Source organism: Bacillus sp. LR--39 (assembly GCF_053613335.1).
This window is the reverse complement of sequence record NZ_JBSIOT010000006.1, coordinates 1-22,436: the sequence shown is the minus strand read 5'-3', so window position 1 is coordinate 22,436 and position 22,436 is coordinate 1. Positions and strand designations below refer to the sequence as shown.

Genomic DNA, 22,436 nt, shown 5'->3' with positions numbered 1-22,436 from the left:
TTATTTTTTATGAATATTTTTCACATAATCTTCTTTATTTACTTGTCTTGCTCTGGCAATGGCAAGCGCTTCGCCCGGCACATCTTCAGTTACGGTTGAACCCGCAGCGACGTACGCGCCTTCTCCTACTGTAACAGGAGCGACCAGATTGGAGTTGCAGCCAATAAAGGCGCCGTCTTCAATTTTGGTTAAATACTTTTTCTTCCCATCATAATTGACCGTGATGGAGCCGCAGCCCAGATTCACATCCGTGCCCACTTCGGCATCACCGATATAGCTTAAATGAGATGCTTTGCTCCGGTCGCCGAATTGTGTTTTCTTGATTTCAACAAAGTTTCCGATCTTCACTTCATTGCCGATTGCGGAATCGGGTCTGATGTGAGCAAAAGGACCGATATTTACATCATTCCCAACTTTGCTGCGATTGACAACGGATTGTTTAATCACAGTGCGGCTGCCGATTGAGCTGTCCTCTATCTCAGTGTGAGGGCCGATGACACATTCATCGCCGATTTCAGCTTGTCCCTTTAACACAGTTCCGGGATAAATAACTGTATCTTGTCCGATACGTGCGTCAGGTGAGATGTACGTATTCATCGGATCGATTAAAGTGACTCCGTTCTGCATATGCCGTTTGTTAATACGCTCTTTCATATACATTTCAGCCTGAGAAAGAGCGACTCTATCATTCACTCCGAGCGTCTCTTGGAAGTTACCAGTCTGGTAAGCGGCAACAGTTTCGCCTTCGTCTTTGAGGATTTCGATCACATCCGGCAGATAATACTCGCCTTGGGCATTTTCATTCGAAACCTGTTCGATGACACGAAAAAGAGCCTCGTTATCAAAACAGTACGTTCCCGTGTTAATTTCTTTCACAAGACGTTCTTGTTCCGAAGCATCCTTGTGCTCCACTATTTTTTGAACGGCGCCGTCTTCACTGCGGATGATTCTTCCGTATCCGGCGGGATCGTCGGCAACGGCCGTTAACACCGTGGCTTTTGCACCTTTGTCTGTATGTTCATTCAGCATGGCTTCCATCGTCTCCGCCGTCAGAAGCGGTGTATCGCCGCAAATAACGATCGTGACACCCTTTTCTCCGTGAAGAAATGGTTTTGCCTGTTTGACCGCATGAGCCGTACCGAGCTGTTCTGCTTGGATAGCGTAATCGCTTTTCTGTCCGAGCTGCTTCTTCACATCTTCGGCGCCGTGTCCTACGATGGTGACAAGCTTCGCTAAAGATAATTTCAGAGCTTCGTCTGCGACGTGCTCTACCATAGGCTTTCCGCATACCGGATGAAGGACCTTGTAAAGCTTCGATTTCATTCTCGTTCCTTTTCCGGCAGCTAAAATCACTGCAAACCGCTTATCCATTTAATGGCCTCCAATATCCCTTTTATCCATAGAAAAATATATCCTAAATAGCTGTTGATTTCAAGAAGACATCAAAAAGTGCAAGAATTTTCTATGTAATCGCTTTATTACTGAAAAATCAGATTTAAAAAAGGACTGCCGGAAAAGGCCTTGTGTCAGCCTTTATCAGCAGTCCTTACATTTTGTTATGTTTAAGAAGCCCCGGCTTCTTCATATTCTAATGCTTCAGAATCACCCAAACGATGATACTCATTTAAAACAGCATCCTGGATCTTGCCCCGCGTGCTGGAATTAATAGGATGAGCAATATCGCGGAATTCTCCATCAGGGGTGCGTTTACTCGGCATCGCAACGAAAAGACCATTGTTTCCATCAATCACACGAATATCATGTACGACAAATTCGTGATCCAGCGTGATGGATGCAATCGCTCTCATGCGACCATCGGTATTCACGCGGCGTAATCTTACGTCAGTAACTTCCACAGTAGTTCACCACCTTTTCCCTATATAAAAGCATTAGTCTAACAATTCCACGATTCTTTTTAAATTCCTGCACGTTTCAAAAAGTTTTTTTGAAAATATAGGATATACATACACAATTAGGTGATAAACCATATTTGGGGATCATATACTGCATAAAAAAAGTGATCCCGGAGACCGGAACCACTTTTCTGAGATTTAAGATTTCACCAGCGCAATGACTTCAATTTCCACGAGAGCATCTTTCGGCAGTCTCGCCACTTCCACACAAGACCTTGCCGGCTTATGTACATCAAAGTATTGTCCGTACACTTCATTCACTTCCGCAAACTGCTCCATATCAGCAATAAATACCGTTGCTTTTACAACCGTCTCGAGAGAAGCGCCCGCTTCTTTCAGCACAGCTTTTAAATTGCTGAACACCTGATGCGTTTGTTCTGTGATATCACCGTTTACCATTTCTCCTTCAGCAGTAAGAGGAATCTGGCCTGAGCTGTAAAACATGTTGTTTACGATGATTCCCTGTGAATATGGCCCGATCGCTGCCGGCGCGTGTTTTGTATGGATTGCTTTTGTCATTTTTCTGTCTCCCCATTCTTTAAATGCTGTTCTTTAAAAAATCGCAGAAAATTGCCGTTTTGAATCTCAATCGTTTTGTCTTTCATATTGATGGTTGAAAGCGTGAGCAGTGACATGTATTCATCGACAAGCCGTTCATTCACTCCCTCGGCTTCAACCAAGACACCTATTCCCGCGACGTTTGCATTAAACTCATCAAGCAAACTGATCATGCCGTTAATGGTGCCGCCGGCTTTCATAAAGTCGTCAATAATCAAAACGTTCGAACCCGTAGCCAAACTTCTTTTCGCAAGTGACATCGTTTGAATGCGGTTAGATGACCCTGATACATAATTGATGCTCACCGTGGAGCCTTCCGTCACTTTATTGTCCTTTCGCACGATGACAACCGGAACGTTCAGATAACTGGCCGCTGCGTAAGCAAGAGGGATTCCTTTTGTCGCAACGGTCATCACCACATCAATCTCCCGCTCCGCAAAAACGGAAGCAAAAAGCCTGCCTACATGAGAGAGGACAGATGGTTTTCCTAAGATATCCGTTAAATATACATAACCGCCCGGAAGGATACGCTCAGGATTTACTAAAGACTGTCCCAGCTCCTGTATAAACGCTTCTGCTTCAGCCTGTTTCACTTTCGGAATGTATTTGACGCCTCCGGCAGCTCCCGGCACTGTAAGCAGCGTCCCAATGCCTTGCTGTTCAAAGGTCTGTTTAATAATCGTTAAATCTTCACTGATTGATGACTTTGCTGATTGATACCGTTCTGAGAAAAACGTTAACGGTATTAATTCATGCGGATGGGTTAACAAATAATTTGTTAAGTCCACCAATCTGCCGCTGCGACGAAACTTCATGAACTTACCCCCAAAATCCGAATAATTTAAAAATAATATAACTTAACATACGGATTTAATCAAGAGCATTCTGTTCGCCGATCATCCGCACTGCGTACACTTGATCACAGAAACCTCTTAACCCGTTATAAATCCGCTGCACTTTCGATTCGTATTGAACCAAACCGAATACAGTCGGTCCGCTTCCGCTCATTAACACCGCATCAGCGCCGAAGCGTTTCATTTGATTTTTAATCATCGCCACCTCGGGATGGAGGCTGAGCGTAACCGACTCCAATACGTTTCCTAATTGTCCGCATACCTTTTGGAAGCTTTTTTCTTCAATCGCGTCAATCATCGCCTGCACATCAGGATGCCGAACCTGCTGTAAGTTCAGCCGGCGGTATACTTCGGCAGTCGATACCCCGATCGTCGGTTTGGCGAGCACGACCCAGCAATGAGGCGGAGCACTGATGTGCCTGATCTTCTCACCGCGTCCGGTGGCCAGGGCAGTGCCTCCGTATACACAGAAGGACACGTCTGAACCGATTTCAGCTCCAAGCTCCGCGAGCTCTTCGACAGAAAGCTTTAAATCCCAAAGCCTGTTCAGCCCTCTGAGCGTGGCTGCCGCATCGCTGCTTCCGCCGGCAAGCCCTGCCGCTACAGGGATCACTTTTGTAATCATAATGGAAACGCCTTTTTTGACTTGAAACCGTTCTTTAAGCAGTTTGGCTGCCTGATAAGCCAGATTCCTTTGATCATCCGGAACAAAGCGGTTATGCGACGCCACTCTGATAACGTTTTCGGGCAGTTCTGTCAGTTCAATCCGATCTGCCAAATCAATTGTCGTCATGATCATCTCCACTTCGTGATAACCATCCGGGCGTTTACTCGTCACATCGAGGGACAGATTGATTTTGGCCGGCGCTTTTTCTAAAATACGCATAGCTTTCACCTACTTCTCCATCTAAACATAAGTATGAACATTGTATCACATTTGGAGACCCGGAGGTACTTATCCGAAATTGACGCCGGTTTTGACAGCCGATAGAAAAAACCGGGGAACGGATTGTCCCCCGGGCCACTGCATTATCGGTTATTTTGGTTCTGAGCCGCCATCTGCTGTTCGGCAATCTCAATCGCGCGCTTTACCATATTCCCGGCGTCACGCGCCCGAATGCCTCCCCAGCCCTCGTTTTTCACCGTATCGTAAAAACCAAGGTCCTTCGCCAGCTCATATTTGAACTCATCTGACATAACTCCACGACGTCTGCCCAAACGAAACAACCCCTTTTATAGAATTGATCACCATTCGTGCACGCCACGATAAAACATGTGACACCTATAGCTTTCGTTTAATCGGCAGAAACTTTCGAGGGAATAATTAGAAGAGCTTTAGAAGGCAAAACAAAAAGCAGTAAACAAAAGGTTCACTGCCCATTAAAATGCTACTGAGCTTGCCGTATCGTCATTGAATGTCAATTCAACAGTCTCAGTCAGAATATCAGCATAACTGTATGAAACTCTTTCAAACGAATTCTCGTCTTGATCTAGTTGTATCACAAAAACAGAAGGGTACGTCTCAGCTAAAATGCCCGAACGCTCAATCGTTTTTCGGCGGCCGCCGTTTGCTTTTAACGTAAGCCGTTTACCTAAATTCCCATCAAGCGATCTTTTTATATCGGACAACGTCTTCGCCATTGCATCCACCTCACTACATTTATTGTACAACAAGAGCCCAATTTTGTCAAATAAAATTTAAATTATATCAACGTTAATAAGTCATTGTCAACAAAATTATTTTGACAAAATTCTATTGATTTCTGCGTTATTTTTCACAAGTTCCGGAAATTTATGTATCAATATGTAAAATAATTAACCCGCATAGCGAAATATATGCGGGTTTTATCACTCATCCATTTGATTTATACGGCATACCGACACGCAGCACACCCTTCGTTTCAATTCCTCCCAGCCCTTTCTCTCTCGTCAGCGTATTTCTCAGGACATCCCATACATTGATCCGCTCCATAAACGGAGTGAAGCTGATTTTCGCGACAATATATACCGGGTCAAGCGCATGGATATTGACGCGTGAGGGCGAACTTGCAAAATTCGCGCCTGCTCTGATTAAAGACTCGAAATGAGATTGACAGGCCCCCGCGAATATGACCAGCTGATCCAAATGAGGGACTTTACGCCTCGCTTTTTGAACGGTTTCGACAAAGTGTTTAGAATGCCTGTAGGCGCTTAAATCGTTCACGTCACCCTTATGCTTGGAATATGCATCATGGCCGGTGATGACTAAAATATCCGGCCTGTATTTATCAAGCAGCTCGTCAATTGATGCCGGCATTTTTTTCTCATGGCAGTGAATTCCGTATACCGGCACACCGATTTTTTCATAAAAGTTCAGGCACTTTTTCAAATAGGCCTCATCGCCGTCCAGATGCAATACCTTTCCGGGCATATGAAAGTAGTGCTCCTGATGCTGATATTGATTTGTCGCATAATATTCCTGTTTTTCCCGAAGCAGCTTATAATCCTGGCGGAGCAGCTCGAGAGATTCATTCATCCTGCTTTCATCTCTTTTCTTTCTCATGGCCTGTTCGTCTTTTCTGACAGGCTCCAAATCAGAAAAATCAGCATCCGCAATCAATCTGACTTCGTCACCATGCAGGATGGCAATTGAATTTCCGTTGCTTGTTTGCTCTATACCGATAATGCGAAATAAAACATCCATTTGATAGGATTTCCTGGCTACCATATCTCCTATTTGAAATTGCACGTTACCCACTCCACAAATAGACTAAGCCTCATCATGAAAGAAGTCTTGGCAAATACACCTCTTTCCGCTGCGGCGCTTGACGTTTCAAGCTTTTCTTGCAGTTGAATGAATAAGGTTCTCCTCTAGCCTATGTAGCGGCAGTCCAAGTGGTGACGCAAAACAAAAAGCCCTCTTAGAAAAGGGCTTTATGCAATCCGTTGGACAGGAGCGCGAATTCTTCTATGGACAGGGATTCACCGCGCCGCTTTCCGTCAATATTCGTTTCTTGAAGAACTTCTTCAATTTGAGCTTTTTTCTCTTTTCCGCCCGGAAGATTGTTCACAAGGTTGTTCAGCAAGGTTTTCCGGCGCTGTGCGAAGCTTGCTTTAATCAGCTGGAAGAAAAACGGTTCATTATCGACGTCAACCGCCGGGCCGTCACGAAGCAAGAGACGGATGACGGCTGAATCGACATTAGGCTGAGGCACAAACACCGTTTTCGGGACGGTCATGACGGTTTTGGCCTCCGTATAGAACTGAACCGCAATGGAAAGCGATCCGTACTCCTTAGAGGAAGGATCAGCGGCCATCCGCTCAGCGACCTCTTTTTGCAGCATCACGACAATTCCTTTTAACGGAAGATGTTCTTCCAATAGCTTCATGATGATAGGCGTCGTCACATAATATGGGAGATTCGCCGTCACCATAATTTCATCACAATCCTGAAACTGCTCTTCAATGACAGATTTTACGTCTGCTTTCAGCACATCTTGATGAATGATCGTTACATTGTCATATGGAGACAGCGTATCATTGAGAATGGGCAGCAGGCGCTGATCAATTTCAAACGCGACGACCTTTTTCGCCCGTTTGGCAAGCTGCTCTGTCAGCGCGCCGATTCCGGGCCCGATTTCAATGACTCCGGTCCGATCCGTAATTTCCGCATGGTCCACAATTCTGTCCAATATATTTGTATCAATTAAGAAATTCTGTCCCAGACTCTTTTTAAAAGAGAAACCGTACTTTTTCAGAATTTCCTTCGTTCTGATAGGTGTCGCGATATCTTTATTGTTCATCCTGTTCCTCCTGCCTCATAGCATCGAGCGCATCAATAAAATCACTTCTTTTGATTTGAAACATTTGCAGCCGTTTTTGAAGCTGCTTGCCGTTTGTATAGCCGATCTTCAGCAGGTCGCCCAATCGTTCGCGGCGTCTTTTGGCAGCCGGTCCGCCGATCAGACCGGCCTGTATGACATCTTCAGCTGAAATCTCACTCGGCTTTGCCTCCATCTCTTCATGCACATTTTCCAGACATGCTCTGATGCTTTCAATGGATGCGTGCTCAACGCCAATGCCGCGCTTGTTTTTCGGTTTGGCAAGATGTTTGGGCAGAAATGCGTGTTTACAGCCGGGTACTGCTTCAGAAATGGTTTTCCGGATCTTTTCCCCCGGAAAATCCGGGTCCGTCAGCACGATGACCCCTCTCGTTTCCTGCGCCAGCCGAATCTGCCTGATGACTTCGTCTCCGATTGCGGAACCGTTTGTCTCGATCGTATCCGCATCAACGGCAAGTTTTATGCGCGCAGTGTCATCGCGTCCCTCGACTACAATAATTTCTTTAATTTTCATTACTTCCTCCAAAAAAACTTTTTATATCCAAAACGAAACCTTTGCTTGCATGTCACGTCTAATATACTGAAAATACACTTTACCTATTATAACGAAAAAAACAGAGGGCGCAAAACCCTCTGAGTGAATCGGAATTAATTTAAGATTTTTATTTTGACCTGTTTCTTTCCCCAGCGGTAAGCTGAAGATTTTTCAGGGAAAAAGACATCAATCCGTCTTCCTTTAATGGCTGAGCCCGTATCAGCGGCCACGGCTTCCCCGTATCCGTCTACGTGGACTCTTGTGCCGAGCGGGATGACGCTTGGGTCTACCGCAATGACTTTGGCATTCGGATTGCTTGTCAGGTTAACGCCTGTAGCCGTATGGCCGGAACAGCCGCTGCAGCTTGCGGTATAAGCCGTGGAAGACACGGTAATCACTTTACCGGAAGATCCGGTTTCGCTCGAAGATGCCTTCACAGGTGCACTGAGCTGCTCAATCTTGGGACTGTGCCGCTTTGTGCCGACCGCAATGATCTGATCTTTGCTTTTTTCAGATGTTTCTTCTTTAACAAGCTTTCTTGAAACTTCTTTTCCATTTTCTTTGACAACATGAAAATGCTTTTTAAGTTTGCCTTCTTTTCCTTTTTGAACGATCTTTTCTTTCCCGCTGTCGAGAGACGCATCTTCTTTTTCTTTCACTTGATACGCTATTTTTTCCTCAACTACATCGGTGACTTTTTCGATACGAGTGATTTGTATACCGGCCTGATTTTTTGTGAGCTTTTCGTGTAATGCCGGTTTTACTTTATCTTCGTCTTTCATGTCCATCTTATGCTGCGTTAAAAAGTCAGCGACCGTAGTCGAAGTCGTCCATATTTTCTTTTTCTTTCCCGCATCATTTACAGTGACCTGAAAAGCCGGGTCGACCGTGACTTTCATGCCGTTTGTCACTTTCGTATCTGCTGCTGGATCTATTTTATCGTGCTGATTCACAGGTGTATGCTGTTCGTTCAGAAATGCGCCGACTGTTTTTGCCGTTGACCATAAAGTCTTTTCTTCTCCGCCTCTTGTCACACGGATCTGCTTTGCAGCTTCATACACGACATTCATGTTGTCTGCCAATGCTGTCTGCTTAGACGGGGTAATCCGGTCTTCATTTCTCGTCTCTATATGTAAATCTTCCAGAAGTTCCCCAACCGTTTTTGCATGAGTGCGTATTTGCTTTTTCTTGCCATTGATGGAAACAGAAACTGATTGTTTTGAGAGCTCATGTGCCCCGTATGCAGTCCCGGTTCCGCCCAGCAGAATAATAGCTGCAATAAGAATAACCTTGCTTTTACCAAGCTTTACGGAAAACAGTTTTTTCATTTTTTGTGTGATGAAAAACGCCTCCTTCTCCTCGGAGAGATTATATAGAGTATCTAAAATGCTGTCAACCCTCCCATCTCGAAGATGAAAAACCTTCAGCGTATCCCTCATTATGCAAAAACAAAGCAAAAAAAGGAAGAGAGACATATCGACAACCTATCTTATGAGGAGAAGGAAGCTTGTAGAACCGTTTCACATATCCACTGAATCGGACAAGCTTTTACACGTTATGACAGCGCATTCTGTCAGTTCATGCGGAAAAGTCTTTTTGCGTTTTCGGTTGTAATTGAGGCAATTTCCTCATACGTCAGTCCTTTTAATTCGGCGAGCTGTTCAGCAACATATTTTACGTAGCTTGGCTCATTCCGTTTACCGCGGAAAGGATGCGGTGTCAGGAAAGGACAGTCCGTTTCAATCAGCAAACGGTCATTCGGAATTTCCTTTGCTACTTCTTTTGGTTTCTTCGCATTTTTGAAGGTAACCGGTCCGCCGAATGAAATATAGAAATTCATAGCCATACACTGCCGCGCAACCTCCGCGCTCCCCGTAAAGCAGTGCATAATACCGCCGACTTCTTCCGCTCCCTCTTCTTTCAAAATTGTGACAACATCTTCCGTTGCATCACGATTATGAATGATAATTGGAAGGTTCACTTCTTTGGCGAGAGCGATTTGTTTCCGGAATACTTCTTTCTGAACGTCTTTTGGTGATTTATCCCAGTGATAATCAAGGCCCATCTCTCCGATTGCCACGACTTTTTCATGAGAGGACAGTTCCTTAATCCATGATAAATCTTCCTCTGTCATGTCAATTGCGTCTACCGGATGCCAGCCGATCGCAGCGTATATAAAGTCATATTCCTCAATCAGCTCCATCGCACGCGTGATAGTGGGTTTGTCGAAACCGACAACGACGATCCGTTCAACTTTTTCAGCCTTTGCACGCGCAATGACTTCCTCTAAGTCTGTGTCAAATTGCTCGGCATTTAAGTGCGCATGTGTATCAAAAAGCATCATAAAAACTCCTTTCTTGTTGAAAAACAAAAGGTGTTCGACGGAATGTTACACGTGAAACACCTTTTGCATCTATTTATTTAATTCGAGTGCCTTTCGGTAATGACTGGTCGACAGCTACAACTTTGAGAACGCCGTCCGATTCTCCTGCCAGTATCATTCCTTGAGAAAGCTCGCCTCTCAGTTTTACCGGTTTTAGATTCGTTACACAAATGATCTTCATTCCCACAAGCTGATCCGGTGTGTAATGCTTTGCGATACCTGATACAACTTGGCGCTGTTCAAAGCCCAGATCAATTTGCAATTTCAGCAGCCGATCTGCTTTTTTCACCGGCTCTGCGGACAAGACTTCTGCGACGCGAAGTTCTGTATCCATAAATTGATCAAACGTAATTTCAGGAAGACGCTCTGCTTCTTGCGGCTCTTCCGCCTTTTCTTCTTTAGCAGGAGCAGTTCCTTGCATTTTTTGCTTGATGTAAGCTACTTCTTCTTCAGCTTCAAGACGAGGGAAAAGCGGTTCCCCTTTTTTCACTTTCGTGTTCTTCAATTGGCCGAATGTCTGAATACTGTCCCAAGCTTTTAGAGACTGATCCTCAACTCCGAGCTGGGCAAACATTTTTTCAGGCGTTTGCGTCAAGAAAGGCTGGAGCAATACGGCTGAGATACGTAAAGATTCAGCTAAATGATACATGACAGAACGTAATTCTTTTTCTTTTTCCTGGTCTTTAGCAAGCACCCACGGAGCAGTTTCATCAATATATTTGTTCGTACGGCTGATTAATTGCCATAGCGTTGATAAAGCGACTGAAAACTCCATGTTTTCCATTGCCTTTTCATAAGCTTTAACCGTTTCACCGGCTACAGAAGAAAGCTCTGAATCAAAATCGGTCACATTTCCTTCATATGAACCAATCTCGCCGTCAAAATATTTTTGGATCATTGCGACTGTACGATTCAGAAGGTTTCCTAAGTCGTTCGCCAAGTCATAATTAATTCGTTCTACGAAACCTTCCGGCGTAAAGACACCGTCTGAACCGAACGGTACTTCGCGAAGCAGATAATAGCGAAGTTCATCCAAGCCGTAGCGTTCAATTAACGTTACCGGATCAACGACATTTCCTTTTGATTTCGACATTTTTCCGTCTTTCATCAATAACCAGCCATGCGCGAATACTTGCTTAGGCAGCGGGAGATCAAGCGCCATCAGCATAATCGGCCAGTAAATGGTATGAAAACGGACAATTTCTTTACCGACAAGATGGACGTCAGCCGGCCAGTACTTTTTGTAAAGCTCATCATTTTCCGTATCGTAACCGAGCGCTGTAATATAGTTGAACAGTGCGTCAATCCATACATACACGACATGCTTCGGATTTCCCGGCACCTTTACGCCCCAGTCGAACGTCGTTCTGGAAACGGCCAAATCTTCAAGCCCCGGTTTAATGAAGTTGTTAATCATTTCATTTTTGCGTGATTCAGGCTGGATGAAAGAAGGATTTTCCTCATAAAACTTCAGCAGGCGGTCTGCGTATTTGCTCATGCGGAAGAAGTATGACTCCTCTTTGATTAATTCGACCGGGTGGCCGCTGTCCGGGCTTTTTCCGCCGACAACCTCACCCTTCTCATTTCTTTCCACATCCACCAGCTGTGTTTCCGTATAGAATGTTTCATCAGGGATGCTGTACCAGCCCTCATACTCATCCAGGTAAATGTCACCATTATCAAGAAGTTTTTGAAACACTTTCTCGATAATTTCTTTGTGCCGGCTTTCCGTCGTCCGGATGAAATCATCGTGAGAAATGTCGAGCTGCTTCCATAGTTTTTGGATTTCAGCAACTGCACGATCCACATAAGCTTGAGGCGTGATATTCTCTTCCTCCGCTTTCTGCTGGATTTTCTGTCCGTGCTCATCCGTTCCGGTTAAGTAGCGTACGTCAAATCCTTTTAATCTTTTGTAACGCGCCATCGCATCGCCGGCCACGGTAGTATAAGCATGGCCGATATGTAATTTTCCGCTCGGATAATATATCGGGGTTGTAATATAAAAAGTATTATTGTCTTGCGGCATGTTGCAACCTCCCATTCAGAATGTCGAAAAGCTCACGCCCAAAGGACGAGAGCGGTTTTATTTGATATACAATATTGATATTTGTCCTCTATCTATGATACCATCTTAGCCTTTAAGATCAAGGATATATACGTACTGCGCGTAAAAGAGTAAATAAAATTAAAAATTTTTATTGAAATTAAAAAAAGTCTTAACATGTCGAAATTTGTCGTATATAATCTACTAATATAAAACATCTTGGTTCGAAAGTCTTGATTTAAAAGGATTTTCAGTAGGATAATAGGTTCGAAAAAGCAGTCAAAAAGCCTGTTATTTCAGGATTTCCAAGGCTTTACTTACTATAAGAACTAATTCTTACAATCAATAGTAAACAAAAAGATTGACGATTATTGGAAACCTTGTTATGCTAGGAATGTAAGGAATTTTGTCGAATAATGACGAAGAAAAATATAAACTACAAAATAATTATCTCTCGGGAGGAGACTGTTAATGAAATCTACTGGTATCGTACGTAAAGTTGATGAACTTGGACGCGTAGTTATCCCTATCGAACTTCGCCGTACACTGGGCATCGCAGAAAAAGACGCTCTTGAAATTTATGTTGATGATGAAAAAATCATCCTTAAAAAATATAAACCAAACATGACTTGCCAAGTAACTGGTGAAGTTTCTGATGATAACCTTAAACTTGCCGGCGGCAAATTGGTACTCAGCAAAGAAGGCGCTGAGCAAATCATCTCTGAAATTCAAAACCAGCTTCAAAACCAAAAATAAGCTATTTCATACAAAAACCGTTCTTGTTACGATACAAGAACGGTTTTTTTTATGATTGAATGTGATAAGCGTCATAAATCTCGCGTTTCGGAACGCCCCGATCTACCGCTGTTTGTTTTATGGCCTGTTTGGAAGATGCTCCTTCGTTTATGTAATGCTCCACATGCTCTGTCTCAGAAAGCTCCGTCCACCAAGGCTTTTCATCTTCATCCGGTTCTGCGGTTTGATTTCCTTCGACAACGAGACAGAACTCACCGCGGATTTGATCTTCATTTGCCCATTCAATCACCTCGGCGATGGTTCCTCTGATGAATTCCTCATACTTTTTCGTTAATTCTCTCGTGACGGCGATGGTTCGATTACCCAAAACGTCATGCATTGCTGTTAATGTTTCTTTCAATCTGTGCGGCGCTTCGTAAAATATCATCGTTTCCTGCCGTTTTTTCAGGATTTCGAGTTCTTTCTTCTTTTCTTTTTTCTGTCTGTTTAAAAATCCGTAGAAGAAAAACGGCTGCGGGGTGATGCCTGATGCGGTCAGCGCGGTTAATGCCGCATTTGCACCCGGAAGCGGAACGACATATCCGCCGATTTGGGTGAAATCTCTCACAATCTCAGCCCCCGGGTCGGAAATTGTCGGCATGCCGGCATCACTGACCAATGCCACATTCTTTCCGCTTTTCAGCCATTCAATGATTTTATGGCCGCTGCTTTCTTTATTATGTTCATGATAGCTGATGAGAGATGTTTCTATATCATAAACATGGCACAGCTTTTTCGTCTGTCTCGTATCTTCGGCAGCTATGACATCAGCCGATTTCAGCGTCTCTACTGCACGAAAGGTCATGTCCTCCAAATTGCCGATCGGTGTAGGAACAAGGTACAGAGTTCCCATTTCAGATTTTCCGTTAAAACTCATCTGGCGTCTTAACATATACAGCCTCCTTGCTGCGTCGTTTTTCTTCTATATATTGCTCTTTTTTCTTTCGGGTCAGCTGCTTAAAACGGTATTCCGCCTGCATCGCTTCCCGTTTTGTTTCAAATGATTCCGCATGGCATAACGAAACCGGCCTTCTCGCCCTTGTATATTTCGCGCCCTTTCCCTCATTGTGGGTTTTCAGCCGTTTTTGCAGATCATTTGTATAACCGGCATACAGACTGTTGTCATTGCACAGCAGCACATAAAAGAAATGGCTATTTGTCTCCATATAAAATCGTGCGGATCTCTTTCGTATATTCATTTTGTTCATTGTATACAAAGAGCGGGGGAAGAATTTTGAGATCAGGGCGGCCGCCTTTAATTCCTTCAACCAAAATGGTATTCGCTTCTTTACCTTGTTTCGGATAAATAAACTGAACCCGTTTCGGTTCTATTCGGTACGCTTTCATTAGTTCAAAGATTTCCAAAAGCCTCCCCGGCCGATGAACGAGAGCCGCTTTTCCGCCTTGCTTCAGCAGTTTGCTGCTGACGGAAATCACATCTTCAAGCGTGCAAAGGATTTCGTGCCTTGCGATTCTGAGATGCTCGTTCAGGTTCTGCTCCGCCTCTTTCGGTGTTTTAAAATAAGGCGGATTGCAGGTGACAACATCGTATTTATTATGTCCGAGTCTTTCCGGCATATTTTTCAGATCATCATGAATGAGACTGATCTGACCGCCCAGCCCGTTGTATTCCACGCTTCGGAGCGCCATATCATACAAGCGTTCCTGAATTTCAACCCCGGTGATATCGGCTTTTGACCTTGTGCTGAGCAAAAGCGGCACAATGCCGTTCCCCGTGCATAAATCAACGATGTTCCCCTTTTGAATCGGAACGTATGCAAACTTAGACAGCAGCACGGCATCTAATGAAAAAGCGAAAACCGTCGGACTCTGTACTATTTTCATATCCTCTGCTAATAAATAATCCAATCTTTCATCATCACGTAATGAAACCATAATCTTATTCCTTTCGGCACTCTTTGAAAAAGGCTTCCGACATCAGCGGAAGCCTTTTCCTTATTTTTTATTTAAGAAGGACAGACAAAAAAGGCAATCTCCCTTGCGGACGCTCCCATAATGGACGTTGCAAATATGAAAGCCTTCTTGATACAGCCGGGCCAGATTGTCGTACCCTTCTCCTATATCACTCTGCTCTGCCTTCTGTGTTTTTGTTTCTTTCTGATCGGCTTTGAATTTCTCAATTTGCTCCGTCGTGTCATCAAGCCGCTTACGCAAATGCTTATTTTCAAGCTGAAGATGGTGATTCTCTTCAATCATTTCGCCGATATGCTGCTTTAAGTCACCCAGCTGACGGTACAGCGAACCGATTTGTTCCTCCAGGTTTATGACAGTATCAAATAACTCTTTTTTATCCAAGGTTCCACACCTCGTTAATCTGTGGTTTGTGCGGATACGACGCCCTCTTCCAAGAGCTCTTCCCAAGTATATTCTATCACTTTTTCACGATTCTTCAGTTCCACCTGAAGCACCCGTTCCAGAATATTAAGACCGACAACCTTTGCGGGGCCGTTTGCCGTCGTAATCATTTCGCCTAAATCCGGCAGCTGTTCTTTTGCCGTCTCATACTCATCATTTTCGTACTTCAAACAGCACATCAAACGGCCGCACAGACCGGAGATCTTCGTTGGGTTCAACGATAAATTTTGATCCTTCGCCATTTTGATGGACACCGGTTCAAAATCACCGAGGAACGTGGAGCAGCAAAGCATTCTCCCGCATGGTCCGATACCGCCGAGCATTTTCGCCTCGTCCCTCACCCCGATTTGGCGCAATTCGATTCTCGTTTTAAAGATAGAAGCCAAGTCTTTGACCAATTCCCTGAAATCAACCCGTCCGTCTGCCGTAAAGTAAAAAATGACTTTATTGCGGTCAAACGTAAATTCAACATCAACCAGCTTCATATCTAAGCCGTGGTCAGCCACTTTTTTCTGACAGACTTCAAAAGCGGACAGGGCCTCCTGTTTGTTTTCTTCTACAATGAGAAGATCGCGTTCATCAGCAACGCGAATGACCTTTCGAAGCGGAAGCACAACATCATGCTCGTCCACTTGTTTATTTGCGATGACAACCTGCCCGTATTCGACACCTCTTACGGTTTCAACAATGACGCAGCTGTCTTGTTCTATATCAAATCCGTTCGGATCAAAATAATAAATTTTCCCCGCTTTTTTAAAGCGGACGCCTATTACGTTGTACAAGCTTATCCCTCCTGCAACGTTAACACCAAGTGCTCCATTAATCCCTGCACATTCACATTGGAATGAAGCCGTTTTTTTGCTTCTAAAACAGCGAGAATTTGGTTCGTAACGCTTTGTTGTGTAAATTGCAGCGCATGCTGTTTTATTGATTGGAATAAGTCTTGATAAATCAGTTTATCTTCATTTCCAATTTGGATGGATAATACATCACGGTATATCAATAAGAGCATATCAAGACCCATTTCTTGATGGGTTTTTTCTTTGAAAAAGGGCACCCACTGATCCTGAATGAAGAAAAAGGCATGTCCTTTCCGCTGATGTAAGACTTCATACAATTTTATCACTTTCGCTCTGGACTCTGCAAACTCATCATTTCGACTTAATTCGACTGCTTCCGCAATATTATTTGTCATATTTGCTAAGAGCCGGGCCATGTGAGGGCTCACTTCCTGTTCAATCAGTCTTTCTTCTATGGCTTTCGGCTGAAGCGGCTGGAACGGAAGAACCTGACATCTCGAAACGATGGTATCCAGTATTCGGTGGAGCTGCTCAGTAATAAGAATTGCGATGGTGTCTTGACTCGGCTCCTCTAAAAATTTCAGCAGACTGTTTGCCGCATTTGTCGTCATTTGATCCGCATGGGATATAATGTATAGCTTTTTATGCGATTCCAGTCCTGTTTTAGAAAACTCTTCCTGAAGCGATTGGATCTGAGCCTTTTTAATGGATAATCCGTCGGGCTGAACCACATGCAGGTCGGGATGGTTTCCGGATTCAATACGCTTACAGTTCCGGCATTTCCCGCAAGGCTCAGTCCCGCCTTCAAGGCAAAAAAAGCTTTTTGCGAGAAGCAGTGCGGCATCCAATTTGCCCGTACCTTTTTTGCCTTCAAACAGATAGGCGTGAGAAAGCCTTTTCTTTTCAATACTGTTATGCAAAAGCCGCATTACTCTGGGCTGCTGCCCGGTCATTTCCTTCCATGATATTGCCATTGTATCACTCTCTATGTGTAAAGGTTAATCAATAAACCTTTTATTTCTCCGATTCGATCCAGCAAATCAATTGCCGGTTTTTCCTGATCTAACATTTCTTCTGTCAGCTGGAGCAGTTTTTCATCTATTTCTTTCACAAGCCCCAGAGTCCGGCTGCTGCCGTACAGGTCAAAGCTTTTCTCCGTCTCATGCGATAATCCGCTGTCTACGGCCTCTTTTACAAAACGTTTTACCAATCCTTTGAATTTCGCTAAGTCTTTGAAGTTTCTCGACTTCGTCAGCCTTTTCCCGAACGTTTCTATATCCGTTAAGAACCTGCTCAGCTGATCAAATTTCAGCTTGCTGCTTTGGCTGTCCATTGAACTTTTAAATGTTCCGGAAAGCTCTGCCGCTTTATAAGCAGGCTGCTGCTTTTTCTCAATAAATGTACGTAAGTCAGAATTTATTTTCACGTCGTCAAATCCTTAAAATTGATGAAATTCATCGACCGGGAGGACAAAGACCGTCGCTCCGCCGACTTCCACTTCGACGGGATATGGAACGTAGGAATCCGCATTCCCGCCCATCGGGGATACCGGGGCAATCATCTGATCACGTTTACAGCCATTCTCTTTAATAAGGCTGAGCGCTTTATCGACACGGATATCTTCCACCCCGATCATAAACGTCGTATTGCCTGATTTAAGGAATCCGCCTGTTGTCGCAAGCTTCGTCACCCTGAAGTTGTGGTCGGTTAATACTTTCAAAAGCCTGTTGCTGTCCTGATCCTGCACCACTGCCACTATTAGTTTCATTCTCTAGGCCCCCTTTAGGTTGGAAAGAACATTGTCGTTACATTCATTATAGCAACTTATGAGAAACAGGTCACAACTGAATTTTTTTCAATGCTTCATTTATCACTTGAAGTGCGTCCTGAATGACGAGTTCCTTCTTTTTCGAAGCGTCGATTGTATGAAATCTTTCCGGAAAACGCTGCATGACCTTTTGGTATCCTTCCCGTACTTTCGTGTGAAAGTGCAGGGCCTCGAGATCGAGACGATTCTTCTCTCTTGAATCATTCGACGTAATCCGTTTCAACCCTTCTTCCGGCTCAATAGAAAAATAGATGGTGACATCAGGCATCGTATCGCCGATTGCAAACTGATTAATAGAAAGGACTTCATCAATGCCGAGCCCTCTCGCATAGCCTTGATAAGCCAGCGAACTGTCGATGAAACGATCGCACAGCACAATGCGGCCTTCTTTCAATGCAGGCTGCACCTTTTCGGCTAAATGCTGTCTTCTCGCCGCGGCGTAAAGCAGCGCCTCCGTTTTTGCATCCATCAGTGTATTGTTTTTATTTAAGATCACTTCTCTGATCTGTTCCGCAATGTCGATGCCGCCCGGTTCTCTTGTCGCTGTCACCGGGAGCCCCTCTGCCGACAGAATCTCTTTCATTTCCTGAAGCACAGTCGTTTTCCCTGCACCTTCAGGACCTTCAAATGTTATAAATAAACCGCTCATGATTTCTCCTCTTCTATATAGACAAGTAATTGTTCCCCGTTTAACAAGCCTTGAATATGCGTGTCCATGCCGATTAAACGGGAAAGCTTTTGTACGATCTCTTCTGTTATCCGTTCTCCGTCCATGATCAGCGGAATTCCCGGCGGATAAGGAATAATGTTCCCCGCATGCAAGCGCCCGGCAGCCTTATTTATATCTGTAAGCTCTTTTTTAAACTTCCGCATCTCATTTTGCGGGTATTCAAGTGTCGATATGGACGGAAATGTCCATCTCACGGCATCCGGCAATTTATCGGGCGGTGTATTCTCCAGTTTCTGCTGTATGTTTCTTACGGCTGCCTGTTCTATCATCCGCCGGCCGCCTATCGGCAGTACGAGCAATACTTGGTACTCGTCAGCCAGCTCGGCAACAATGCCTTCACTCTCCAAAATCCGTTGTAATGAATAGCCGGAATGTCCGAGCTTTGACCGAAGAATTAATTTTAACGGGTCCGCCCGCAGTCCATATCCGGAAGGCTCGATTATTTCAATAGAAGAAATTGATGCGAACCTTCGTTTGATTTTCTCAATGTGCTCCATATGAACGGGAAGTGTCCCTTTTTCAGCAATATCCTGCACATAAGCGCGCGCCGTATCTAAAGATGCCATAATCGGGTATGACGGGCTGCTGCTTTGCAAACTGCTTATATAATAAGTTAATCGATCTCTGTCAATTCTGGTGCTGTTCAAATGAAAGTAAGACCCCATTGTCATAGCCGGAAGCGTTTTATGAGCCGATTGAACAACGGCGTCCGCCCCCATAGCCAATGATGAAGGCGGGAAAGGCTGCCCTAACACAAAGTGAGCCCCATGAGCCTCATCCACCAGTACAGGAACGCCGTATGAATGGGCTTTTTTAACTGCCGCAGTCAAATCGGCGGCATGCCCGTAGTAAGTCGGATTGGTCAGAACAAGTCCTTTCGCGTTCGGATATGACGCCAGCGCTTTTTCGATGACTGAAAGGGATACATGTGCCGGCACATGCATGTTTTCATCGATTTCCGGTGCCAAATAAACCGGCTTGGCTCCCGTCAATGCCGCCGCATGGAAAACAGACTTGTGACAATTACGCTGGATCAGAATGGGTTCTCCCGGTTCACAAACAGCTAAAATCATCGCCAGATTGCCGACGGTCGTTCCATTGACGAGAAAGAAACTTTCCTGAGAGCCGTAAAATCTGCTCACCAAATCCTGCGCTTCCTTAATGACCCCCGTCGGGTGATGCAAGTCATCAAGACCCGTGATCTCAGTCATATCAATAGATAAAAGAGATTGATATACAGATTTGGCTTCATCAAAAAAGACATCTCCATTGTGATGTCCCGGAACATGAAAAGAATACGTATTTCGGTGCGCATGCTTCATCAGCGCTGTATATAAAGGTGTGTCCATTTTTAAACAAATCCTTTGCCTGTCTTTCTTATTATATCGTGACTGCGAGCCAACTTAAAGCTAAGACTTTTTGCCATCTAGCCGTTATCCCGGCCTGACCCCATATCAAGCAGCTTCTTTTTTAAATCGCCTTCCATGATAATAAGCTCCTCCTCGGCACGCCTGCGTTTCATCCTGCCTTCTTCTTGAATAGACATGATTTCTTCAAGTGTGCTGACTAAGCTTTCCTGCACTTTTTTGAGGGTTTCTGCCTCAACAAGTCCGCGCTCATTGGCTTTGGCGGTCTCGACTGTACTTGTTTTCAGAAGTTCGGCGTTTTTCAGCAGCAATTGATTTGTCGTATCCGCCGCCTTCTGCTGCACATCTGCCGCACTCCGCTGCCTCATAAGCGTCAGCGCGATGGCGACTTGATTCTTCCATAAAGGAATAGCCGTAACAATGGAGGACTGAATTTTCTCTGCCAGTGCCTGATTCGTGTTTTGAATCAGGCGGATTTGCGGCGCACTCTGAAGCGTAATCTGCCTGCTCAGCAGCAGATCATGCACCCTCTTATCCAGACGGTCGGCAAACTGGCGAAGATCATTCACTCCCTGCGCGGCCATTTGATTGTGTTCTTGTAATTCGGCTTTTCTTGCCGCTTCGGGTATCAGCTTTGTTTTCAGCTCATCTAATTTTAATTCCCCCGCTGCTATATACATAGTTAAATCAGAAAAGTATTGTTTATTTTGGGCGTACAGCTGATCTAACAATTTATTGTCACCCAACAGCACATTTTTAGAATGTTCCAGCCTTCTGCTGATACGGTCAATCTGCACACTTGTCTTTTGATATTTCGAAAGCACTTCCTGTACAGAACCGGACACCCTTTTAAACAGCCGGGCGAAAAACCCTTTGTTCTTCATCTGCAGATCATCAGAGTTGACCTGGTCAAGCTTCAGCATCAAATCAGCCAGTATCTGTCCCATCTCTCCTGCATCTTTTCTTTGCACGTGCTCTATCATCGTGTGGGAAAATTCCAGAAGATTCGCCTGCGCCTGTGAACCAAACAGAACAATGCTTTGCATGTTCTCAGGGTCCAGTTTTTCAGCGAGCCGAAGTGCCGCTTCCCTTTTTTCTTCCGGCAGCGTATCTGCAAGCTTTAGAGGGGTCTGGTCATTTTGGGCGTCCATGCTGTCGTCGGAACGGTCTTTGGCCATTTCCTTCTTCCTTTCTTATTTTCTCAGTGAATGCTTTGCCATATCTAATTCAAAGTGCAGGTCGTCGATGTCCTCCTTCATCAGTTCATGAAGATCCTCTTCCAGCCTTCTGGAAAGCTCTGCTAGAGTCATCCTCGTCTCACTCAAGGACATTGATAAATCTTTATTTTTTCGCGGCTGTGAGGAGAGCAGAGCATACTTTTCCGTCAGTTCCACAACAGAATCAAGCGTTTGATAATAGAAACGCTCTGCCTGATAAAAACGCTTCGGCTCTTGCTTTGTGAGCAGATATATTCGTCGGGTTATCCGCAGTATCTCTGCATTCTGCTTCAGCATTTGTATACTTTTAGAGCGAAAAAGCGCCCTGCGTAATCGGATGATTTTACCCTTTGCTTCCTCAAGATTTTCCTTGATATAAGCATATTCTTTTCTTGTCAGCCGGTGTTTTTTCAAAAAGAGACGCTTCGCATTCCACAGGCCGGCCGCACTGACAGCGGCTCCGCCGGCCGCCCCGTATAAAAGCGAATACAGAAAAGGCTGATGCCCTATCGTAAAGAAGGTTATCCCCGCTAATACAAAAACTGTGCTGCCGCAAAGCGTCCATTTCATATATTGAATAAACGGTTTCATACTTGATCGACTCCTATTTATTCACTTTTATCAGTATTATCTATTACATTCCATGTCTAAACAAGTTCCTCTTCTTATCGTATCAGTTCTTTTATAAAAAGTGTAAAAACTCCTCTGATTTCAGGCAAAAAAAAGACCCTTTTCAGGGTTAAGAATATAACGTCGGTGTATGAAGGCTTTTCAGTTTACGAACGAAAAATTCATAATTTGGATCAGAGGTCGGAGTGGAAACTACTTTCTTCTCACACTCTAAACATATAAATTTCGTATAAATATGGATTCCCCTGCTTTTTTTGGTTTCACACACAATACATGTTTCTTCATGGCTGGACGTTTCATTCATTTTGCCCACCTCCGTATGAATAGCCTTCCCTTAAGCTGTTGATTGTATACACAATTTGGACCTTTTTGAAGTTTGCAATTAGTATATGGGTGTTTCCGTATTTCGGTGTTTGTTTTGTTTTTATTCAAAAACAAAAAAGGCAGCTCATAATGAGCTGCCTTTACCGTAACATAGCTTGGCGGCGTCCTACTCTCACAGGGGGAAACCCCCGACTACCATCGGCGCTGAAGAGCTTAACTTCCGTGTTCGGCATGGGAACGGGTGTGACCTCTTCGCTATCG

The 22,436-nt window shown here is 44.4% G+C and carries 27 protein-coding genes and 1 rRNA gene; 1 reads left to right on the top strand and 27 read right to left on the bottom strand.

The features are described 5' to 3' along the window. The 13 genes from glmU to metG all read right to left on the bottom strand — a co-directional run bounded on the left by glmU (position 1) and on the right by metG (position 12,090). Positions 1–1,371, bottom strand: a complete 1,371-nt coding sequence (gene glmU / locus ACWHAR_RS18755) for a bifunctional UDP-N-acetylglucosamine diphosphorylase/glucosamine-1-phosphate N-acetyltransferase GlmU (RefSeq protein ID WP_032872188.1) — start codon at positions 1,369–1,371, stop codon at positions 1–3. A 191-nt stretch (positions 1,372–1,562) separates the two neighbouring features. Further along, the gene (gene spoVG / locus ACWHAR_RS18750) at positions 1,563–1,856 is read right to left on the bottom strand and encodes a septation regulator SpoVG (RefSeq protein WP_004264660.1); all 294 of its coding nucleotides are present in this window, start codon (positions 1,854–1,856) and stop codon (positions 1,563–1,565) included. A 195-nt stretch (positions 1,857–2,051) separates the two neighbouring features. Then, positions 2,052–2,432, bottom strand: a complete 381-nt coding sequence (gene ridA / locus ACWHAR_RS18745; RefSeq protein ID WP_004264663.1) for a 2-iminobutanoate/2-iminopropanoate deaminase — start codon at positions 2,430–2,432, stop codon at positions 2,052–2,054. Continuing rightward, a complete protein-coding gene (gene purR, locus ACWHAR_RS18740; RefSeq protein WP_004264666.1) occupies positions 2,429–3,286 on the bottom strand; it encodes a pur operon repressor in 858 nt (285 codons plus the stop codon). Before purR ends, ridA begins: the two co-directional genes overlap by 4 nt. 55 nt (positions 3,287–3,341) lie before the next feature. Beyond that, on the bottom strand, positions 3,342–4,211 hold the full coding sequence (gene ispE, locus ACWHAR_RS18735; RefSeq protein WP_007409927.1) for a 4-(cytidine 5'-diphospho)-2-C-methyl-D-erythritol kinase: 870 nt from the start codon (positions 4,209–4,211) through the stop codon (positions 3,342–3,344). Between the two features lie 143 nt (positions 4,212–4,354). After that, positions 4,355–4,543: a small, acid-soluble spore protein, alpha/beta type gene (locus ACWHAR_RS18730; RefSeq protein WP_011996172.1), complete on the bottom strand. Its 189-nt coding sequence runs from the start codon at positions 4,541–4,543 to the stop codon at positions 4,355–4,357. 162 nt (positions 4,544–4,705) lie between these two features. After that, positions 4,706–4,966, bottom strand: coding sequence for a biofilm formation stimulator Veg (gene veg, locus ACWHAR_RS18725; protein WP_007615173.1), 261 nt, complete (start codon positions 4,964–4,966; stop codon positions 4,706–4,708). Between the two features lie 211 nt (positions 4,967–5,177). Continuing rightward, entirely contained in the window at positions 5,178–6,053 is an 876-nt protein-coding gene (gene yabG, locus ACWHAR_RS18720; RefSeq protein WP_032872185.1) for a sporulation peptidase YabG, read from the bottom strand. A gap of 172 nt (positions 6,054–6,225) precedes the next feature. Beyond that, complete coding sequence (rsmA, locus tag ACWHAR_RS18715; RefSeq protein WP_004264694.1) at positions 6,226–7,107, bottom strand: 16S rRNA (adenine(1518)-N(6)/adenine(1519)-N(6))-dimethyltransferase RsmA; 882 nt, start codon at positions 7,105–7,107, stop codon at positions 6,226–6,228. Next, on the bottom strand, positions 7,097–7,660 hold the full coding sequence (gene rnmV, locus ACWHAR_RS18710) for a ribonuclease M5 (protein WP_004264696.1): 564 nt from the start codon (positions 7,658–7,660) through the stop codon (positions 7,097–7,099). Before rnmV ends, rsmA begins: the two co-directional genes overlap by 11 nt. A 134-nt stretch (positions 7,661–7,794) precedes the next feature. Further along, complete coding sequence (locus tag ACWHAR_RS18705; RefSeq protein WP_087920785.1) at positions 7,795–9,120, bottom strand: G5 and 3D domain-containing protein; 1,326 nt, start codon at positions 9,118–9,120, stop codon at positions 7,795–7,797. A 134-nt stretch (positions 9,121–9,254) separates the two neighbouring features. Next, a complete protein-coding gene (locus tag ACWHAR_RS18700) occupies positions 9,255–10,022 on the bottom strand; it encodes a TatD family hydrolase (protein WP_032872179.1) in 768 nt (255 codons plus the stop codon). Between the two features lie 76 nt (positions 10,023–10,098). Then, positions 10,099–12,090 (bottom strand): methionine--tRNA ligase, encoded by a 1,992-nt coding sequence (gene metG / locus ACWHAR_RS18695; RefSeq protein WP_022552471.1) that lies wholly within the window; start codon positions 12,088–12,090, stop codon positions 10,099–10,101. 483 nt (positions 12,091–12,573) lie between these two features. On the opposite strand from metG, the gene abrB reads away from it, so the two are divergent. Further along, positions 12,574–12,864: a transition state genes transcriptional regulator AbrB gene (abrB, locus tag ACWHAR_RS18690; protein ID WP_169510469.1), complete on the top strand. Its 291-nt coding sequence runs from the start codon at positions 12,574–12,576 to the stop codon at positions 12,862–12,864. Positions 12,865–12,913: 49 nt separating this feature from the next. Here the strand turns inward: abrB and rsmI are convergent, their stop codons facing one another. From rsmI to rrf, 14 genes are all read right to left on the bottom strand, one after another. Beyond that, the gene (rsmI, locus tag ACWHAR_RS18685) at positions 12,914–13,795 is read right to left on the bottom strand and encodes a 16S rRNA (cytidine(1402)-2'-O)-methyltransferase (RefSeq protein ID WP_032872176.1); all 882 of its coding nucleotides are present in this window, start codon (positions 13,793–13,795) and stop codon (positions 12,914–12,916) included. Next, positions 13,770–14,069: a GIY-YIG nuclease family protein gene (locus tag ACWHAR_RS18680; RefSeq protein WP_007409921.1), complete on the bottom strand. Its 300-nt coding sequence runs from the start codon at positions 14,067–14,069 to the stop codon at positions 13,770–13,772. Before ACWHAR_RS18680 ends, rsmI begins: the two co-directional genes overlap by 26 nt. Continuing rightward, positions 14,056–14,799: a tRNA1(Val) (adenine(37)-N6)-methyltransferase gene (locus ACWHAR_RS18675; protein WP_004264717.1), complete on the bottom strand. Its 744-nt coding sequence runs from the start codon at positions 14,797–14,799 to the stop codon at positions 14,056–14,058. The genes ACWHAR_RS18680 and ACWHAR_RS18675 overlap by 14 nt, the downstream gene beginning before the upstream one ends. Before the next feature lie 60 nt (positions 14,800–14,859). Continuing rightward, entirely contained in the window at positions 14,860–15,219 is a 360-nt protein-coding gene (gene yabA, locus ACWHAR_RS18670; protein ID WP_004264720.1) for a replication initiation-control protein YabA, read from the bottom strand. Between the two features lie 14 nt (positions 15,220–15,233). Then, the gene (gene ricT, locus ACWHAR_RS18665; RefSeq protein ID WP_004264723.1) at positions 15,234–16,061 is read right to left on the bottom strand and encodes a competence/sporulation regulator complex protein RicT; all 828 of its coding nucleotides are present in this window, start codon (positions 16,059–16,061) and stop codon (positions 15,234–15,236) included. A gap of 2 nt (positions 16,062–16,063) precedes the next feature. Further along, positions 16,064–17,053: a DNA polymerase III subunit delta' gene (gene holB, locus ACWHAR_RS18660; RefSeq protein ID WP_032872173.1), complete on the bottom strand. Its 990-nt coding sequence runs from the start codon at positions 17,051–17,053 to the stop codon at positions 16,064–16,066. Between the two features lie 11 nt (positions 17,054–17,064). Beyond that, positions 17,065–17,505 (bottom strand): YaaR family protein, encoded by a 441-nt coding sequence (locus tag ACWHAR_RS18655; RefSeq protein ID WP_004264730.1) that lies wholly within the window; start codon positions 17,503–17,505, stop codon positions 17,065–17,067. A 12-nt stretch (positions 17,506–17,517) separates the two neighbouring features. Continuing rightward, a complete protein-coding gene (gene darA, locus ACWHAR_RS18650) occupies positions 17,518–17,847 on the bottom strand; it encodes a cyclic di-AMP receptor DarA (protein ID WP_004264734.1) in 330 nt (109 codons plus the stop codon). 70 nt (positions 17,848–17,917) lie between these two features. After that, positions 17,918–18,556 (bottom strand): dTMP kinase, encoded by a 639-nt coding sequence (gene tmk, locus ACWHAR_RS18645; RefSeq protein ID WP_007615155.1) that lies wholly within the window; start codon positions 18,554–18,556, stop codon positions 17,918–17,920. Continuing rightward, positions 18,553–19,986, bottom strand: a complete 1,434-nt coding sequence (locus ACWHAR_RS18640) for an aminotransferase class I/II-fold pyridoxal phosphate-dependent enzyme (protein ID WP_032872170.1) — start codon at positions 19,984–19,986, stop codon at positions 18,553–18,555. The genes tmk and ACWHAR_RS18640 overlap by 4 nt, the downstream gene beginning before the upstream one ends. A 77-nt stretch (positions 19,987–20,063) precedes the next feature. Next, positions 20,064–21,182, bottom strand: coding sequence for a toxic anion resistance protein (locus ACWHAR_RS18635; protein ID WP_032872168.1), 1,119 nt, complete (start codon positions 21,180–21,182; stop codon positions 20,064–20,066). Between the two features lie 15 nt (positions 21,183–21,197). Next, positions 21,198–21,812 (bottom strand): 5-bromo-4-chloroindolyl phosphate hydrolysis family protein, encoded by a 615-nt coding sequence (locus ACWHAR_RS18630; protein ID WP_032872166.1) that lies wholly within the window; start codon positions 21,810–21,812, stop codon positions 21,198–21,200. A gap of 148 nt (positions 21,813–21,960) precedes the next feature. Then, positions 21,961–22,155: a sigma factor G inhibitor Gin gene (locus ACWHAR_RS18625; RefSeq protein ID WP_007409914.1), complete on the bottom strand. Its 195-nt coding sequence runs from the start codon at positions 22,153–22,155 to the stop codon at positions 21,961–21,963. Between the two features lie 173 nt (positions 22,156–22,328). Then, positions 22,329–22,436 (bottom strand): 5S ribosomal RNA (rrf, locus tag ACWHAR_RS18620); the annotation flags it as partial.

What these genes read in the sequence shown, in the direction of transcription:
- glmU (WP_032872188.1), bottom strand. Translation starts at nt 1,371, where the DNA reads ATGGATAAGCGGTTTGCAGTGATTTTAGCTGCCGGAAAAGGAACGAGA.
- ridA (WP_004264663.1), bottom strand. Translation starts at nt 2,432, where the DNA reads ATGACAAAAGCAATCCATACAAAACACGCGCCGGCAGCGATCGGGCCA.
- purR (WP_004264666.1), bottom strand. Translation starts at nt 3,286, where the DNA reads ATGAAGTTTCGTCGCAGCGGCAGATTGGTGGACTTAACAAATTATTTG.
- ispE (WP_007409927.1), bottom strand. Translation starts at nt 4,211, where the DNA reads ATGCGTATTTTAGAAAAAGCGCCGGCCAAAATCAATCTGTCCCTCGAT.
- veg (WP_007615173.1), bottom strand. Translation starts at nt 4,966, where the DNA reads ATGGCGAAGACGTTGTCCGATATAAAAAGATCGCTTGATGGGAATTTA.
- rsmA (WP_004264694.1), bottom strand. Translation starts at nt 7,107, where the DNA reads ATGAACAATAAAGATATCGCGACACCTATCAGAACGAAGGAAATTCTG.
- rnmV (WP_004264696.1), bottom strand. Translation starts at nt 7,660, where the DNA reads ATGAAAATTAAAGAAATTATTGTAGTCGAGGGACGCGATGACACTGCG.
- ACWHAR_RS18705 (WP_087920785.1), bottom strand. Translation starts at nt 9,120, where the DNA reads ATGAGGGATACGCTGAAGGTTTTTCATCTTCGAGATGGGAGGGTTGAC.
- ACWHAR_RS18700 (WP_032872179.1), bottom strand. Translation starts at nt 10,022, where the DNA reads ATGCTTTTTGATACACATGCGCACTTAAATGCCGAGCAATTTGACACA.
- metG (WP_022552471.1), bottom strand. Translation starts at nt 12,090, where the DNA reads ATGCCGCAAGACAATAATACTTTTTATATTACAACCCCGATATATTAT.
- rsmI (WP_032872176.1), bottom strand. Translation starts at nt 13,795, where the DNA reads ATGTTAAGACGCCAGATGAGTTTTAACGGAAAATCTGAAATGGGAACT.
- ACWHAR_RS18680 (WP_007409921.1), bottom strand. Translation starts at nt 14,069, where the DNA reads ATGGAGACAAATAGCCATTTCTTTTATGTGCTGCTGTGCAATGACAAC.
- ACWHAR_RS18675 (WP_004264717.1), bottom strand. Translation starts at nt 14,799, where the DNA reads ATGGTTTCATTACGTGATGATGAAAGATTGGATTATTTATTAGCAGAG.
- holB (WP_032872173.1), bottom strand. Translation starts at nt 17,053, where the DNA reads ATGGCAATATCATGGAAGGAAATGACCGGGCAGCAGCCCAGAGTAATG.
- darA (WP_004264734.1), bottom strand. Translation starts at nt 17,847, where the DNA reads ATGAAACTAATAGTGGCAGTGGTGCAGGATCAGGACAGCAACAGGCTT.
- tmk (WP_007615155.1), bottom strand. Translation starts at nt 18,556, where the DNA reads ATGAGCGGTTTATTTATAACATTTGAAGGTCCTGAAGGTGCAGGGAAA.
- ACWHAR_RS18640 (WP_032872170.1), bottom strand. Translation starts at nt 19,986, where the DNA reads ATGGACACACCTTTATATACAGCGCTGATGAAGCATGCGCACCGAAAT.
- ACWHAR_RS18635 (WP_032872168.1), bottom strand. Translation starts at nt 21,182, where the DNA reads ATGGCCAAAGACCGTTCCGACGACAGCATGGACGCCCAAAATGACCAG.
- ACWHAR_RS18630 (WP_032872166.1), bottom strand. Translation starts at nt 21,812, where the DNA reads ATGAAACCGTTTATTCAATATATGAAATGGACGCTTTGCGGCAGCACA.
- ACWHAR_RS18625 (WP_007409914.1), bottom strand. Translation starts at nt 22,155, where the DNA reads ATGAATGAAACGTCCAGCCATGAAGAAACATGTATTGTGTGTGAAACC.